This window comes from Pelomonas sp. BJYL3 (assembly GCF_027257975.1).
In the GTDB taxonomy this organism is placed as follows: Bacteria; Pseudomonadota; Gammaproteobacteria; order Burkholderiales; family Burkholderiaceae_C; genus Roseateles_B; species Roseateles_B flavus.
On the sequence record NZ_JANZKX010000003.1, the window covers coordinates 60,694 to 74,940 of the forward strand.

Genomic DNA, 14,247 nt, shown 5'->3' on the forward strand with positions numbered 1-14,247 from the left:
GGCAGGACACAAGACATGCCCTGCGGCATGTCTTGTGCCTGGCGAAGGGCTTGGCGCATGCAAGCGCCAAGCCTCCAGAGCCGCCACTTCTGCCTGCGTCAGGGCTTGGCGCATGCAGGCGCCAAGGCGCCAGGCCGCCTCCCCCCGCAAACCCGCCGCTCGGCGGGTTTTTTCATGCCCGAGCCAGGCTCGGGTAAGTCCCTAGCAGTGGGCCCTTGCCTCATTCGATTACACGCGTAAACAATATCAACGTTTACAACCGTAATCTAACCATGAACATCAGCGACGCCGAAGCCCAGATCATGGAAGTGCTGTGGGGCCATGCCCCGCAAAGCACCGAGGACATTGCCGCCGCCCTGCAGGACCGCCAGGACTGGCAGCTGGCCACCATCAAGACCCTGCTCAACCGCCTGCTCAACAAGGGCGCCATCAGCGCCGAGAAGGACGGCAGGCGCTACCTCTACAGCCCGGTGCTGCAGCGCGAGCACTGGCTCAAGCGCCAGAGCATGGGCCTGCTGGACCGCCTCTTCGGCGGCAGCCTGGCGCCCCTGGTGGCGCAGTTCTCGTCCGAGCGCAAGCTCAGCGAGGCCGACATCCAGGCCCTCAAGCAACTGATCCGGGAGCATGAAAATGACTGAGACCCCCTGGATCCAGCTACTGGCAACGCAGACCCTGCTGTTCAGCGCCGCCGTGCTGCTGCTGGCCCTGCTGCGCCCCCTGCTGCGGCGCCTGCTGGACGCCGGCGCCGTCTACCTGGCCTGGCTGCTGGTGCCCCTGATGATGCTGAGCCCGGCGCTGCCACGCCTGCTGCAGGGTCAGGTCTTGCCTTCGCCGGTGCAGACGCTGGAGCGCGCCGTGCCCGCCTGGCTGCGGGCGCCTCCGGCGGCCGCTGCGCAGACGCCTGCATCCAGCACCCCGGCAGCGCGGCCCCAGCCGGACGCCGCCCCGGGCCGGCCGGCCCCCCAGGCGCTCGCGCTCGCCGGCTGGGGCCTGGGCGCCCTGGCCCTGCTCGCCCTGCTGGCACAGCGCCAGCGCCGATTCAATGACCGCCTGCTGCGCCAGGCCGATGCCTGGCGCGCCCCGGCTGGCGAAAGCCCCGCGCTGATGGGCCTCTGGCATGGCCGCCTCGTCCTGCCTCAGGACTTCGAGACACGGTTCAGCGCCAGTGAACAGGCGCTGATCCTGGCGCACGAGGCCGTCCATGCACGCCGCCATGACAACGCCTGGAACCTGCTGGCCGCAGGCCTGCTGGTCCTGCAATGGTTCAACCCACTGGCCTGGTGGGCCCTGCGTGCCATGCGCCTGGACCAGGAAGTGGCCTGCGACGCCGCCGTACTCAATCAAGCACATCCCCACAACCCAGGAGAGGAGCCCCTTGTGAAGACCTATGTCAACGCCTTGCTGAAGTCCCATCCCCAGCGCGCCCTGCCCGTACTGAGCACCGGGTGGGCACACCGCCATCCGCTGCTGGAGCGGGTGAAGGGCCTGCGCCTGCACCGCCGCCCGGCCTGGCAGCGCGTGCTGGGCCGCGGCAGCGCCATCGGCCTGTGCCTGGGCCTGACCGTGCTGGCCCGGGCCGCGCAGCCGGTCTCTGGCCCGGAGGCCTTCGAGCGGATGATGCAGTACCTGGAGAAGGAGTCGGCCACCATGGGCGCGCGTCCCATCGGCCTCGTCGTGCAGCTGGACAGTCAGCAAGGGCAGGAAGGCTGGAAGCACAAGGACTTGGTCTTTGCCTTTGCCCACACCCTGCAAGACACCTACTCTCAGATGCAGCTGGTCGCGCCCATGAAGGACTGGTGCCTGGGCATGCACCTCTACCGCATGCCCGGCGGCGAGTTCCGCCCCCAGACCGAGATCCTGGACAAGGACTGCAGGAAGACGCTCACGGAGCTGCAGCCCGTTGTCCTGGGCAAGGGTCAGACCAGCCTCATGGCCCGCCTGCCGCAGGACGTGCAGGAGGTCGTGCAGGCCCAGGTCAGCCTGCGCCTCGAGGATCCCCGCTCGGAGGGCTTCAAGGCCATTTACCGTCGGCAGATCGAGGAGATGTCGCCTCAGCAGCTCGCCCGCATGACCGAGTACATCGACGAACACAGCCGCAACCATTCGGCACTGCAGGCCCAGGACAAGGCCTGGCGCCTGTCCCGCGGGGAGCAGCCTTGAGTCCACTGCCTGACTGGCTGGACGCCACGGCCGTCCTGCAGGGCCTGGCGCGCTGCACCGCCTTTCTGAGCCTCGCGCTGCTGCTGCTCACGTTGCTGCGCCCCTTGCTGATGCGGGCGGCGGGTCCCCGGGCGGTGCATGCCGCCTGGATCGCCCTGCCCCTGGGCCTGCTGGGGCTTCTGCTGCCCACGCCGGCGACCCTGCCGCCCCTGCCCCTGCTGCGCCTGGCGCCCCCGGACGCACTGCTGCCCTGGAGCGCGGCGCCCGCGGCCGCCGCGCAGGGCAGGGCCTGGCCGGCACTGCTGGTGCTGGGCTGGCTGGCGGGCATCCTGGCCCTGCTGCTGCTTCAATGGCGGGCCCACGCACGTGTGCTGCAGCAGCTGGACCGCCGCCAGCAGCCCTGGCGCAGCCAGGCCGGCTGCAGCCCGGCCTTGATCGGCCTGTGGCGGCCGCGTCTGGTCCTGCCGGCTGATTTCGAGCAGCGCTTCACGCCCGCCGAGCAGGCCCTGGTGCTGGCCCACGAGGCGGCCCATGCAAGCCGCGGCGACAACGCCTGGACCTTGCTGGCCCGGCTGCTGGCCTGCCTGCACTGGTTCAACCCGCTGGCCTGGTGGGCGCTGCGCCGCTTCGCGCAAGACCAGGAGCTGGCCTGCGACGCCCTCGTGCTGCAGCAGGCCGGCGCCCAGGACCTGGCGCATTACGCCCACGCCCTGCTCAAGGCCGGGCAGGCCCCCGATGCCGAGGCGGCCTGGCCCGCGCTGGCCGCTTCCTGGCAAGACTGCCATCCACTCAAAAGGAGAATCCTGATGCTCAAGACCCATCCCCTGCACGCGACCCACCGCTGGCGGGCCCGCGTCGGCGCCGGCCTGTGTGCCGTGCTGCTGGCAGGCCTCGGCTATGGCGTCCAGGCCCAGGGCAGCAAGCCCGCTGCACAGCCCATCGACCTGCACCTCAGCATCCATGAGGGCGAGACCCTGCTGGGCCGCCCCCGCCTGGTGGTGCAGGACGGCCAGGCCGCGGCCGTCGAAATCCGCAGCGAGGACGGCGCACAGCCCGGCCAGCCCCTGCGCCTGGGCATCACGACCCAGGCCGTGGCAGGCAACCGTTATCACGTGGTGCTGAAGCTGGAGCAGGGCCAGCCCCTGACCCTGGTGGCCCAGCCTCGCCTGGAGTTCAAGGCCGGGGAGCCCATCCGCGTGGACGTCAACGAGGCGGGCCGCGCCCTGCGCATCGACCTCCTGGCCCAGCCCCTGGACCCGGCGCGGGACCCGGCCCGGGAGACAGGCCAAAAGACGGCCGTCCTGTAGGCCCCACTGCGACAAGTCCGCGGCCGGCCCCGTGAAAAGGGCCCGGCCTTTCTTGATCCAGGCCAAGAATTCACCGTCCGTCTTGAGATGCCTCAAGCCGCGGGCCCACCACCCCACCTAGAGTAGGGGCTCATCCAATGCAGGGAGAGAGCCCGTGGCCATCGAGTTGTTCCGCAAGGACGATCACGTCTGTCTGATGTTCGCGAAGCTGAGCGAGGAGGAAGGCGAGGCCGTCCAGTCCAACCAGTTCCTGATCGTCAACAAGGGTACGGGCTGCATCATCGACCCGGGTGGCAACCTCGCCTACAACGAGCTGTACCTGGGCATGTCCCAGCACTTCCCGCCGCACAAGCTGGCCGCCATCCTGGCCTCGCATGCGGATCCGGACATCATTGCCTCCCTGGACCGCTGGATGACGGCGACCAACGCCACCGTCTACATCTCGCGCATCTGGGAGCGCTTCGCCCCGCACTTCTGCAAGCCCGGCAAGACCGTGGGCCGCATCGCGGGCATCCCCGACCCGGGCCAGCGCCTGCGGCTGGGAGAGGGCGGCGCAGCCTTCGACCTCATCGCCCTGCCTGCGCACTTCCTGCATTCCGAGGGCAATTTCCAGTTCTACGACCCGGTGAGCCGCATCCTCTTCTCGGGCGACCTGGGCGCTTCCATCGGCGCTGACCTGAACCCCGAGAAGACCGTCACCGACCTGGGCCCCCATCTCAAGCGCATGGAAGGCTTCCACCGCCGCTACATGGTCAGCAACAAGGTGATGCGCCTGTGGGCCGGCATGGTGCGCCAGCTGGACATCAAGATGATCGTGCCCCAGCATGGCGCGCCCATGGCGGGCCCGGCGGTGAAGGACTTCATCGACTGGGCCGAGAACCTGCAGTGCGGCATCGACCTCATGGGCTCGGCGCAATACCAGATCCCCGAGTAAGCGCCCACGCCCTCCCATGACAAAGGCCCCGCCGGCGATCTGCCGGACGGGGCCTTTGCCTTGCGGGATCGAGGATCAGACCGCGGCGGTGACCACGATCTCCACCTTCCATTCCGGCTTGGCCAGCTTGGCCTCGACGGTGGCACGCGGCGGCGTGTGGCCCGCCGGCACCCAGGCGTCCCAGGCGGCGTTCATGCCGGCGAACTCGGCCACATCGGCGATGTAGATCTGGGCGCGCAGGATCTTGGTCTTGTCGCTGCCGGCGCGGGCCAGCAGGGCGTCGATCTGGGCCAGCACGTCGGCGGTCTGGCCGGTGATGTCCAGGCTGGCGTCCGAGGCCACCTGGCCGGCCAGGTAGACCACGCCGTTGTGCACGGCCATCTCGGACATGCGCTGCCCGACATCAAAGCGTTGGATCGTCATCAGTTGCCCTTCTTCTTGGCTTGGTTCTTCGTGTGATGGTGCGAATGGCCGCGAGCCTGGTAGCCCTCGCCATGCGGATGCTTCTTGCTGCTGCCCTGGGGCGGCGTGGCACTGCCGGACTTCTGGCCGAGCTTGCTTTCGGTGCCGTTCAGCAGCTTCCTGATGTTGGCCTCATGGCGCCACACCAGCAGCAGGCCCATCAGCGCAACGTACAGCACCGTGGGCGAGGCCCCCCAGATCAGCATCTGGTAGAAGGGGGCGAACACCGCCGCCACGATGGCGGCCAGCGAAGAATAGCGGCTGAAGTACGCAATGATCAGCCAGGTCAGCAGGGTGGCGCCGCCCAGCAGCGGGTTGATCGCCAGCAGCACGCCGGCGGCCGTGGCCACGCCCTTGCCGCCCTCGAACCTGAAGAACACCGGCCACAGATGGCCCAGGAAGGCGGCCAGGCCCACGAAGGCGGCGCTGTCCTCGCCCAGGCCGAAGCGCTCGCCGTAGAGCAGCACCAGCAGCACCGGCACATAGCCCTTGAGCGCGTCGAAGAGCAGGGTCAGCAGGGCGGCCTTCTTGTTGCCCGAGCGCAGCACATTGGTCGCGCCCGGGTTGCCGGAGCCGTAGCTGCGCGGATCGGACAGGCCCATCACGCGGCTGACGATCACCGCGAAGGAGAGCGAGCCCAGCAGATAGCCGGCCACGCCGGCCAGCAGAGGGTAGAGGAGGTCTTGCATGGGCCGCTATTCTGCACTGGCGCACTGCACCGGCCGGGCCTGCAGCAGCTCGGTGATCACCCGGGGCTCGATGCCCACCAGGTAGCCGCGCCGGCCGCCGTTGATGCAGATGCGCGCCAGCTCGAGGATGCTGGCCTCCACAAAGACCGGCATCTCCTTGCGCGTGCCGAAGGGCGAAGTGCCGCCGACCATGTAGCCGCTGTGGCGCTGCGCGACGTCGGGCTTGCAGGGCTCGACCTTCTTGCAGGGAATCTGCCGCGCCAGCTCCTTGAGGCTCACCGTGCGGTCGCCATGCATCAGCACGATCAGGGGCTGGGCCTTCTCGTCCTGCATCACCAGGGTCTTGACCACCTCATGCTCGGGCACGCCCAGCTGGCGGGAAGACTCGCCCGTGCCGCCATGCTCGACGTAGTCGTAGACATGCTCGGTGAAGGCAATGCCGTGCCGGCGCAGCACTTGGGTGGCCGGGGTTTCGCTGACATGGGCGGACTTCTTGGACATGCAGGCGGAGCAAAGGGAAATGCAGGCAGCGCAGTGTGCCTCAGCCCGCCAAACCCACCCTGACGAATTTCATTGGCACATCAATTTATTGCTGTCATACAATAATTCTCAGACTTCGAAATTGATGATGGCCGCCTCGCACCGCCCTTCCCCGCCTTCGCCCTTCGCCCTCAAGGGCCTGGCACGGGCCGTGCAGATCCTCGCGCTGCTGGGCGCTTTCGGCCTGGCCCAGTACGGCGTGCAGCTGGCCTGGGCCCCGGAGCTGATGATCCAGTACGTCCTGCACGAGGTGGCGCCCGAGCTGCCCTACCGCACGCCGGACGGGCCGACGTTGGCCGCGCTGTGGCTGTCTCTGAGCCTGCCCCTGGTGTCGGGCCTGCTGCTGCTATGGCATGTGTGGCGGCTGTTCGGCCACTACGCCGCGGGGCGCGTGTTCGACCTGGCCTCGGTGCGCCATCTGCAGTGGCTGGGCTGGGGCCTGCTGGCGCTGGCAGCGGCCCGGCCGCTGAGCCACACCCTGGCCGTGCTGACGCTGAGCTGGCACAACCCACCGGGGCAGCGCCAGCTGCTGGTGGGCATCAGCTCGGACCACTACACGCTGCTGATGCTGGGCCTGGTGCTGGTGGCCATGGCGCGCATCATGCGCGAGTCCGTGCGGGTGGCGCAGGAGAACGCGGAGTTCGTCTGATGCCCATCGTCGTCACCCTGGACCTGATGCTGGCCCGCCGCAAGATGCGCTCCAAGGAGCTCGCGGAGCGGGTGGGCATCACCGAGGCCAATCTTTCGCTGCTGAAGTCCGGCAAGGTCAAGGGCGTGCGCTTCGACACCCTGGCCCGCATCTGCCGCGAGCTGCAATGCCAGCCCGGCGAGCTGCTGGCCTACGAGCCCGGTCCCGAGGCCGATGACGCCGACGAACCCGAGGCGCAGGACTGAGCGCCCCGCCTGATTTCCCGCCTCCCATGGACCACGCCCCCCTCCCCGCCACGCCCAGAAGATGGCCGCTGACTCTGCTGGTCATCGCCCTGCACCTGCTCCTGCTCGCCGGCCTGCGCGCGGGCCTGCGCCACCCAGCGGCCCCGCAGGCGCACGAGGCTCAACGCATCACCGTGACCCTGCTGCAGGAGCGCCGCCCTCGCACGCCGGCCGCCCTCCAGCCCCCCGCAGCGCCGGCCCGGCGCTCGCCCGCTCCCTCGCTGGCCAGGCCCAGGCCAGACGCCGCGCCGGCCCCGGGCATCCAGCCCGAGGCGCCCGCGCCCCGTGCCGCAGAGGTGCCCCAGAGCCTGGCCTTGCCTGCCACGCCCGCCGCATCGGCCAGCCCGGAACGCCTGATCGACAGCGCTGCCACCCGCTCGGCCCTGCGCCAGGCCGCCCGCGAGCCGCTCAACGGCGAGAAGCACCTGATGGCGCAGGAGCAGGAGATGGGCGTCAGCGCCAGCGACAAGCTGGGCCGCAAGATGCAGCAGGCCGGCTATGGCGACTGCGCCAAGGGCCAGTACGCCGGCGGCGGCATGGGCCTGCTCAGCGCGCCCTTCTACCTGCTGGCCGAGGCCACGGGCAAATGCGCCAAGGGCAGCCCGCCGCCCGCCGGCCCGCCGCCCCCCGAGCCCAGCGGTCGCAACGGCGCCCATGCGTCCATGCGGGAGCGCTGACGTCGTTCAGGCCCCTGCCGCGCGCTGCGCCTCCAGCTGCCGCAGCACGGCGCGCTGCACCTTGCCCGTGGTGGTCATGGGCAGGGCCTCGATGAACTCGATCTCCTTGGGGTACTCGTAAGGCGCCAGCTGCCCCTTGACCAGCGCCTGCAGCGCCTCGACCAGCGCATCACTGCCCTGATGGCCCGGCGCCAGCACCACGAAGGCCTTGACCAGGGCGCCGCGCTCGGCATCGGGTTTGGGCACGACGGCGGCATTGGCCACCGCCGGGTGCTTGACCAGGCAGTTCTCGATCTCGCTGGGGCCGATGCGGTAGCCGGCAGACTTGAAGACGTCGTCGCTGCGGCCCTGGTACCAGAGATAGCCTTCGGCATCCATCACGGCCGTGTCGCCGGTGCGGCACCAGCTGTCGGCCGGATCCCCGGTGAACTTGGCCGCCGTGGCCTCGGGCCGGTTCCAGTAGCCCAGGAAGAAGACCGGGTCGGGATCCCCATGCACGTCGCGCCGGTGCACGGCCACATCGCCAGGCGTGCCCGGGGGGCAGGTCTTGCCTGCCTCGTCGATCACGGCCACCCGGTGGCCCGGATAGGCCCGGCCCATGCTGCCCGGCCGCGCCGGCCAGAGGCGGCTGCAGTTGCCCACCACGTAGTTGATCTCGGTCTGGCCGAACATCTCGTTGACGGTCAGGCCCAGGGCCTGCTGGCACCAGCGGAAGACGGCGTCGCCCACGGCCTCGCCGGCGCTCATCACCGCCTCCAGGCGCAGCCGGTAGTGGCGGCGCGGCTCCGGCACCGCCTTCATCATGGCCTTGAGTGCCGTGGGGAAGAGGAAGCTGTGGGTGACACCGTGGCGCTGCATCAGCTCGAAGGCCCGCTGGGGCGAGAAGCGGCCCTGGAAGGCCACGATGGGGCGGCCGAAGTAGAGCGTGGGCAGCAGGGCGTCCATCAGGCCGCCGGTCCAGGCCCAGTCGGCGGGGGACCAGAACACCGCGCCGCTCGGGCGGCTGGCGTCGAAAGGGTCGAAGCCGAACCAGTTCTGGCTGGCCACGAAGCCGCTCAAGTTGCCGATCAGCGCCCGCTGCGGGATCAGCGCGCCTTTGGGCGGGCCGGTGGTGCCGCTGGTGTAGATCAGCACGGCGGCCGCGTCGGCGTGGGCGGCGGCGGACGTGAAGCGGGCGTCCTCGGACTGCAGGGCGTCCATCCAGGCGCTCTCTCCGGCGCCGGCGCCCTCGCCCACGGCGATGAGCTCGCGCAGGGCCGGGCAGCTGTCGCGCAGGCCTCGCAAGGCTGGGAGCACGCTGCCCTCGGCAATGGCCAGCACGGCACCGCTGTCCTGCAGCCGGTACTGCAGGGCTTCAGGGCCGAAGAGCATGGACAGCGGCACCGCCACCGCGCCCAGCTGGTTGATGGCGATGTGGGCGACGGCCGTCTCGAAGCGCTGCGGCAGGATCAGGGCCACGCGCTCGCCCGCCCGCACGCCGCGGCGCGCGAGTGCGTTGGACAGCCGGTTCGCCGCCCGCTGCAGCTGGCCGTAGCTGTAGCTGGCGCGGCTGCCGCCTTCGTCCTCGAAGATCACGGCGGTGGCCTCGGGCGTGTCCCGGGCCCAGCGGCCGCAGCAGGCCTCGGCCAGGCTGAAGTCCGGCGGGACCCGCCAGCGGAAGCCGGCATGCAGGGCGGCGTGGAGATCGCCCGGGGCGTCCGCAGGGCGGGAGGCGGGGGCAGCGAGGGCATCCTGGGCCATCGGGCCCTCCTTGCGTCGGCAGGTCAAGCGCCGCATGCTATCGAGCCGGCCCGGCGGGATCCTCATGGATTCCACCAAGCCCGCCGGTTCTACACTGCGCCTTTTGCGCCGGCCGCATTTGCTTCTGCCCTGCGATCATGAAGATCTTCCACAACCCCCGCTGTTCCAAGTCCCGCGAGGCCCTGGCCCTTCTGCAGGAGGCCGGCCTGGCGCCTGAAGTCATCGAGTACCTGAAGACGCCGCCCGACCTGGGCACCTTGAAAGCCCTGGTGCGCCAGCTGGGCCTGCCGGTGCGCGAGCTGCTGCGCAGCAGCGAGGCGCTCTATGCCGAGCTGGGCCTGGCCGACGCCAGCGACGAACAGCTGCTCGATGCCCTGCTGCACCACCCGCAGCTGCTGCAGCGGCCCATCGTCGTGCGCGGCGAGCAGGCCCTGATCGCCCGTCCGCCGGAGCGGCTCAAAGCCTGGCTCTGAAGCCCAGGCCCGCTGGCGGGGTCAGGTCTTGCCCAAGGCCTGCAGGGCTTCGCCGCTGAGGCGGCAGATGCGCCAGTCCGGCATCACCGTGGCGCCCATGCCCTCGTAGAAGTCGATGGCGCGCCGGTTCCAGTCCAGCACGCTCCATTCGAATCGACCGCAGCCGCGGGCCACTGCCAGCTGCGCCAGATGCGTCAGCAGCGCACGCCCCAGCCCCGTGCCGCGCTGCGCGGGCTGCACGTACAGATCTTCCAGGTAGAGCCCGGGCTGGGCCAGGAAGGTCGAGAAGTTGTGGAAGAAGAGCGCGAAGGCCACCACCTGGCCCGTGCCGTCCTCTGCCACCACGGCCTCGGCCTTGGGGCTGGGCCCGAAGAGATGCGGCCGCAGCCGTTCTTCGTCGACCTGCAGCAGGTGGGTGAGCCGCTCGAAGTCCGCCAGCTCGCGGATGAGGCCGACGACGGCGCCGAGGTCGCGGGGTTCGGCGGGGCGGATGGAGAAGTCTTGCTTGTTCATGGCCGGATTCTGGCTCGACTGTCCAGTTCTAGGTCTAGGCCGTTTCGTCGCGTTCCTGCGAGGTCAGCGACTGAATGCCTGCCTTGACGACGGGCGTCCCGATCAGCGCCTGCGTGAATGCCGGCGCCTCGAACCGCAAGGAGCCCTCCGGCCAGCTCAGGGCGATATGCCAGCGGAATGACTTGAACCCCGTGGGAAATTCCAGCGCTTCCCGGTGGATGCCATCAATCATGAAGGGGCACATGCCTGCCTTGGGCGTCGCGTAGTCAACATCGAGCTTGAGCCCGAAGACGTCATGGAAGGTGAGCTCAGCGCGACAAAGGGTGAACAGGCACTGGTCCGCGGACGACTCCCATTTCAGGATGTAGTCCAGATCCAGGACGAGTTCGGCGCTGCCATTGTCCTTGTTGAACGACGCGAAGCGAAAGCCGTGGACATGCACGTCGTGCCAGGACAGCGCTTCAAAGTCTTCTGTGTGCCACGGCCCGAGGTTTGTCACTGCACGATCCCTGATTTCGATCCAAGAAGGCCAGCGGCCACGTTGAAGCATAGAGCTGCGGAGGGTGCGCCCTTGCGAGCTGCACGGGACTATGCCACCGCCGTCGCGACCTGCGCTGGGCGCGCCTGACGATAGCCGCTGTGTCCGGTGATCCCGACGGCGGCCAGGGCCTGTCACTGCGCGGACAGCAGACCCTCCCGCAAGCCGCTAGAGTCGCCGCCATGAACACCCCCACCGCCTACACCGAACGCCGCGGCTTCCGCAGCGACATGCTCCTGCTGCGCGGCCTGCACCACCATGTGATGCACTGGGGCGACGCCTCGATGGAGACGCCAGAGCGCCCGCTGCTGGTGATGCTGCACGGCTGGATGGACGTGGGTGCGTCCTTCCAGTTCGTGGTCGACGCCCTGCCCTCGGACCGCCATGTGGTGGCCATGGACTGGCGCGGCTTCGGTCTCAGCGACTGGACGGCCAGCGACGCCTACTGGTTCCCCGACTACCTGGGAGACCTCGACGCCCTGCTCGACGCCATCAGCCCCGACCGGCCGGTGGACCTGCTGGGTCACAGCATGGGCGGCAATGTGGTGATGAGCTATGCCGGCGTGCGGCCGGAGCGCATCCGCCGCCTGGTCAACCTCGAAGGCTTCGGCCTGCCCGACACCCAGCCCGAGGAAGCGCCCAAGCGCTTGCGGCAGTGGCTGGACGAGCTCAAGCAGCCCCAGCAGCTCAAGCCCTATGCCAGCCTGGACGAAGTGGCCCAGCGCCTGATGAAGACCAACCCGCGCCTCTCGCCCGCCAAGGCCGCCTGGCTGGCGCCGCATTGGTCCGAGCAGCGCGACGGCGCCTTCCACATCCTCGGCGACCCGGCCCACAAGCGGACCAATCCGGTGCTGTACCGCAAGGCCGAGGCCCTGGCCTGCTGGCAGTCCATCCAGGCCCCGACGCTGTGGGTGGAAGGCGCGCATACCGAGCTGAGCCAGTGGTGGGGCAAGCGCTACCCGCGCGAGGATTTCGAGGCCCGTCTCGCCCTCGTGCCCCAGCTGACCCGCGCTCGCCTCGAAGACGCCGCCCACATGCTGCACCACGACCAGCCCGAGGCGCTGGCCGCCGTGCTGGAGGACTTCCTGCGCTGAGCGAGACCGACGCCGGCCGCCCCGCACGGCGCATGAGGATCCGGCTTTGCCGGTCCTACATGCGCGCGCCCCTGGGGGGCTGAGGCCGGACACAAACGGCCTGCAGTTTGTGCCTGCCGTTTGTGCCTGCCGAAGGGCCAGGCCTCTGGCCTGGCGCGGCCTGCAAGGCCGGCTAAGCCGGTAGGGGGATCAAGGACTCACCGTCGCCTTGACGCTCAGGCCGCTGTACGTGGCATAGGCCTGCACCCCCACGTAGTACGTCCCGGCCACCGGCGAGTTCACCGTGCAGGTCTCGGTGCTCGTGGAGCCGTCGGACTTGCAGGCATAGCTGGTGCCGGTCGGCTTCTGGCCGGCGCCAACGAAGAGGTCGGCGTCGCCATTGCTGCCGGCGAGGTTGACCACGAGCTTGGTGCTGCCCGCCGGCACCTGGATGGAGTAGTAGGTCCAGGTGCCCGTGGACGCCGACTGGTTGCCCAGGGCCACACCGCTGGTCAGCGGGATGGTCGAAGGCGTGGTGGCGGCGCTCAGCGTGCCCTTCATCGCGTAGTAGCCCAGGGAGCTGTACTTGGAGAAGCCGTTCGCCGGCGTGCCTTCCGCGCCGCCCTGGATGATGAGCTTGTAGTCGCCCGCCGCCAGGTTCAGGTTGACGAACTCCGCCGAGCGGTTCACCGAGAGGTTGCTGCGCGCCACCTGGGTGCCGGCGGCGGTGGTGATGGTGGCGTCGACGTCCAGCATGCGCAGGTACTCGATGGGATCGACCCGCAGGTTCAGCGTGCCGGCGCTGCCGAGGCTGAAGGTGAAGACGTCGGTGTCGGTGTTGCGCTCGATCTGGCCCCAGTTGTCCGCCGGGTTGATCTCGCCGCCGGCACGCAGGGCCAGGGGCTTGCCGTTGACGTTGTCGTCGGCCATGTAGGGCACGCCCTCGTCGACCGTCATGATCTTGAGGTCGTCTTCCTTGTTGCTGGCGGTGTTGTACTCGCCCTTGCTCCAGGTGAAGAGCTGGTTGGTCCAGGAGCCGCCCATCCAGTAGTTGCCCATGATGGGCCCCCACTGATAGGCCGCAATGCCCTCGAAGTACTCGCCGCCGGTGCCGCCGCCATCGTGGTTCATGCCCATCTGGTGGCCGACCTCGTGCGCGCCGGTCATGCCGATGCCGTAGCCGTAGTCGAAGCCGCTGGCGGGGTTGCGGTACAGCGTGCCGGCCGAGGTGGTGCCGAAGGAGTGCAGCGGGGCGAAGCTGCGGCCGTCCTGGTTGACGAAGTTGATGACGCCGGTGCGCAGCAGGCTGGCCGCCTTGGCGGCGTCATAGACCGCCTTGTTGGTGGTGACGTTGAGCTGCAGCATCGAGTACTGGTCCGCCACCGACTGCCAGGCGCGGTACATGTTCTCCTTGGTCACGCCGTTGAGCGGCGTGCTGCCGCTCATCACCGCGGCCGTGTTCAGGTAGAAGACGTAGGGGCTGCCGGGCTTGCTCTCCAGCTTGGTGACGTCCTGGTTGTTGTAGGGGCCGATGTGGGGCGCCTGGCGCAGGGCCATGGGGCTGTAGACGGGGTGCGCCGCCGCGATCTGGGCCAGGCTGGCGGTGCTGCGGTTGCTGCGCTGGAAGTCCTCGTCCAGGTCGGGGTAGACGCGGCTCAGCGGCACGGCCTTGACGCTGACCACGCCACGGGCGTCGGTGCTGTACTCCCAGGCCTTCTTCTGGCCGTGCAGGACCAGGAAGCCGCGCAGGGTCTTGCCGTCGCCCTTGAGGAAGAACATGGAGTCCTCGGCATCGCGGTGGCGGCCGGCGATGGACACCTTGCCCCCCTGCTCGAAGAAGTCCTGCACCAGCACCGGCAGCGCCGTGCCGTCCTGGGCCTGCAGGCTCAGGGCCTGGCGGCCCTGGTGCTGCTGCTTGAGGCTCTGGATCAGGCCGCTGGCGCTGCCCAGCTCGGTGCCATCGGCGGCCAGGGCGGACGTGGCCGAGCAGGCGGCGAGGCAGGCCAGCATCAGCGCCGGCAGGCGTGCGTGGGACGAAGGGAAATGGAACATACGCTTCATGGACGATCTCTCGGTGTGGAGACGCGGTCGGTGCCGCGGGTGAAGCATCGCAACGGGGTACTGCCGGCCATTGCGGCGCCGGGGACGGGCCAGCGCCGGCACAGAATGCCGCCGGCATGCTGGCGCCATGCGGACTATGGTCAGCGG

The 14,247-nt window shown here is 69.4% G+C and carries 16 protein-coding genes; 9 read left to right on the forward strand and 7 right to left on the reverse strand.

Features of this window, described 5'->3' with window-relative positions; all coding sequences use genetic code 11:
- The first annotated feature begins 272 nt into the window (after positions 1–272).
- The 4 genes from O9Y01_RS09930 (at position 273) to O9Y01_RS09945 (ending at position 4,401) form a co-directional block, all read left to right on the forward strand.
- Complete coding sequence (locus tag O9Y01_RS09930) at positions 273–638, forward strand: BlaI/MecI/CopY family transcriptional regulator (protein WP_269631440.1); 366 nt, start codon at positions 273–275, stop codon at positions 636–638.
- Positions 631–2,160 (forward strand): M56 family metallopeptidase, encoded by a 1,530-nt coding sequence (locus O9Y01_RS09935; protein WP_269631441.1) that lies wholly within the window; start codon positions 631–633, stop codon positions 2,158–2,160. The genes O9Y01_RS09930 and O9Y01_RS09935 overlap by 8 nt, the downstream gene beginning before the upstream one ends.
- On the forward strand, positions 2,157–3,467 hold the full coding sequence (locus tag O9Y01_RS09940) for a M56 family metallopeptidase (protein WP_269631442.1): 1,311 nt from the start codon (positions 2,157–2,159) through the stop codon (positions 3,465–3,467). The genes O9Y01_RS09935 and O9Y01_RS09940 overlap by 4 nt, the downstream gene beginning before the upstream one ends.
- A 154-nt stretch (positions 3,468–3,621) precedes the next feature.
- Positions 3,622–4,401 (forward strand): MBL fold metallo-hydrolase, encoded by a 780-nt coding sequence (locus O9Y01_RS09945; protein ID WP_269631443.1) that lies wholly within the window; start codon positions 3,622–3,624, stop codon positions 4,399–4,401.
- 75 nt (positions 4,402–4,476) lie between these two features.
- On the opposite strand, the gene O9Y01_RS09950 is transcribed toward O9Y01_RS09945, so the two are convergent.
- The 3 genes from O9Y01_RS09950 to ybaK are packed head-to-tail and all read right to left on the reverse strand — an operon-like array spanning position 4,477 to position 6,053.
- Positions 4,477–4,824 (reverse strand): RidA family protein, encoded by a 348-nt coding sequence (locus tag O9Y01_RS09950; protein WP_269631444.1) that lies wholly within the window; start codon positions 4,822–4,824, stop codon positions 4,477–4,479.
- On the reverse strand, positions 4,824–5,552 hold the full coding sequence (gene plsY / locus O9Y01_RS09955) for a glycerol-3-phosphate 1-O-acyltransferase PlsY (protein ID WP_269631445.1): 729 nt from the start codon (positions 5,550–5,552) through the stop codon (positions 4,824–4,826). Before plsY ends, O9Y01_RS09950 begins: the two co-directional genes overlap by 1 nt.
- Positions 5,553–5,558: 6 nt before the next feature.
- Entirely contained in the window at positions 5,559–6,053 is a 495-nt protein-coding gene (ybaK, locus tag O9Y01_RS09960; RefSeq protein ID WP_269631446.1) for a Cys-tRNA(Pro) deacylase, read from the reverse strand.
- A gap of 127 nt (positions 6,054–6,180) precedes the next feature.
- Between ybaK and O9Y01_RS09965 the strand changes: the two genes are divergently transcribed.
- From O9Y01_RS09965 to O9Y01_RS09975, 3 genes are read left to right on the forward strand one after another with little or no spacing between them, the layout of a single operon-like run.
- Positions 6,181–6,741 (forward strand): DUF2975 domain-containing protein, encoded by a 561-nt coding sequence (locus O9Y01_RS09965; RefSeq protein WP_269631447.1) that lies wholly within the window; start codon positions 6,181–6,183, stop codon positions 6,739–6,741.
- Positions 6,741–6,986, forward strand: a complete 246-nt coding sequence (locus O9Y01_RS09970; RefSeq protein WP_269631448.1) for a helix-turn-helix domain-containing protein — start codon at positions 6,741–6,743, stop codon at positions 6,984–6,986. Before O9Y01_RS09965 ends, O9Y01_RS09970 begins: the two co-directional genes overlap by 1 nt.
- 26 nt (positions 6,987–7,012) lie before the next feature.
- On the forward strand, positions 7,013–7,702 hold the full coding sequence (locus O9Y01_RS09975) for a hypothetical protein (protein WP_269631449.1): 690 nt from the start codon (positions 7,013–7,015) through the stop codon (positions 7,700–7,702).
- A 6-nt stretch (positions 7,703–7,708) separates the two neighbouring features.
- Here the strand turns inward: O9Y01_RS09975 and O9Y01_RS09980 are convergent, their stop codons facing one another.
- Positions 7,709–9,442 (reverse strand): acyl-CoA synthetase, encoded by a 1,734-nt coding sequence (locus tag O9Y01_RS09980; RefSeq protein WP_269631450.1) that lies wholly within the window; start codon positions 9,440–9,442, stop codon positions 7,709–7,711.
- A 134-nt stretch (positions 9,443–9,576) separates the two neighbouring features.
- Between O9Y01_RS09980 and arsC the strand changes: the two genes are divergently transcribed.
- Entirely contained in the window at positions 9,577–9,915 is a 339-nt protein-coding gene (arsC, locus tag O9Y01_RS09985; protein WP_269632105.1) for an arsenate reductase (glutaredoxin), read from the forward strand.
- Between the two features lie 21 nt (positions 9,916–9,936).
- Here arsC and O9Y01_RS09990 read toward each other — a convergent pair whose 3' ends face one another.
- On the reverse strand, positions 9,937–10,428 hold the full coding sequence (locus O9Y01_RS09990; RefSeq protein WP_269631451.1) for a GNAT family N-acetyltransferase: 492 nt from the start codon (positions 10,426–10,428) through the stop codon (positions 9,937–9,939).
- 34 nt (positions 10,429–10,462) lie between these two features.
- A complete protein-coding gene (locus O9Y01_RS09995) occupies positions 10,463–10,927 on the reverse strand; it encodes a hypothetical protein (RefSeq protein ID WP_269631452.1) in 465 nt (154 codons plus the stop codon).
- Between the two features lie 221 nt (positions 10,928–11,148).
- On the opposite strand from O9Y01_RS09995, the gene O9Y01_RS10000 reads away from it, so the two are divergent.
- Positions 11,149–12,060, forward strand: a complete 912-nt coding sequence (locus tag O9Y01_RS10000; RefSeq protein ID WP_269631453.1) for an alpha/beta fold hydrolase — start codon at positions 11,149–11,151, stop codon at positions 12,058–12,060.
- Between the two features lie 189 nt (positions 12,061–12,249).
- On the opposite strand, the gene O9Y01_RS10005 is transcribed toward O9Y01_RS10000, so the two are convergent.
- The gene (locus O9Y01_RS10005; RefSeq protein ID WP_269631454.1) at positions 12,250–14,100 is read right to left on the reverse strand and encodes a pre-peptidase C-terminal domain-containing protein; all 1,851 of its coding nucleotides are present in this window, start codon (positions 14,098–14,100) and stop codon (positions 12,250–12,252) included.
- Between the last annotated feature and the right edge of the window lie 147 nt (positions 14,101–14,247).

Bases quoted from the DNA above. Each gene is read 5' to 3' on its own strand.
- O9Y01_RS09980 (WP_269631450.1), bottom strand. From the start codon at position 9,442: ATGGCCCAGGATGCCCTCGCTGCCCCCGCCTCCCGCCCTGCGGACGCC.
- O9Y01_RS09965 (WP_269631447.1), top strand. From the start codon at position 6,181: ATGGCCGCCTCGCACCGCCCTTCCCCGCCTTCGCCCTTCGCCCTCAAG.
- O9Y01_RS09930 (WP_269631440.1), top strand. From the start codon at position 273: ATGAACATCAGCGACGCCGAAGCCCAGATCATGGAAGTGCTGTGGGGC.
- ybaK (WP_269631446.1), bottom strand. From the start codon at position 6,053: ATGTCCAAGAAGTCCGCCCATGTCAGCGAAACCCCGGCCACCCAAGTG.
- O9Y01_RS09975 (WP_269631449.1), top strand. From the start codon at position 7,013: ATGGACCACGCCCCCCTCCCCGCCACGCCCAGAAGATGGCCGCTGACT.
- O9Y01_RS09935 (WP_269631441.1), top strand. From the start codon at position 631: ATGACTGAGACCCCCTGGATCCAGCTACTGGCAACGCAGACCCTGCTG.
- O9Y01_RS09950 (WP_269631444.1), bottom strand. From the start codon at position 4,824: ATGACGATCCAACGCTTTGATGTCGGGCAGCGCATGTCCGAGATGGCC.
- O9Y01_RS10005 (WP_269631454.1), bottom strand. From the start codon at position 14,100: ATGAAGCGTATGTTCCATTTCCCTTCGTCCCACGCACGCCTGCCGGCG.
- O9Y01_RS09970 (WP_269631448.1), top strand. From the start codon at position 6,741: ATGCCCATCGTCGTCACCCTGGACCTGATGCTGGCCCGCCGCAAGATG.
- plsY (WP_269631445.1), bottom strand. From the start codon at position 5,552: ATGCAAGACCTCCTCTACCCTCTGCTGGCCGGCGTGGCCGGCTATCTG.
- O9Y01_RS10000 (WP_269631453.1), top strand. From the start codon at position 11,149: ATGAACACCCCCACCGCCTACACCGAACGCCGCGGCTTCCGCAGCGAC.
- O9Y01_RS09990 (WP_269631451.1), bottom strand. From the start codon at position 10,428: ATGAACAAGCAAGACTTCTCCATCCGCCCCGCCGAACCCCGCGACCTC.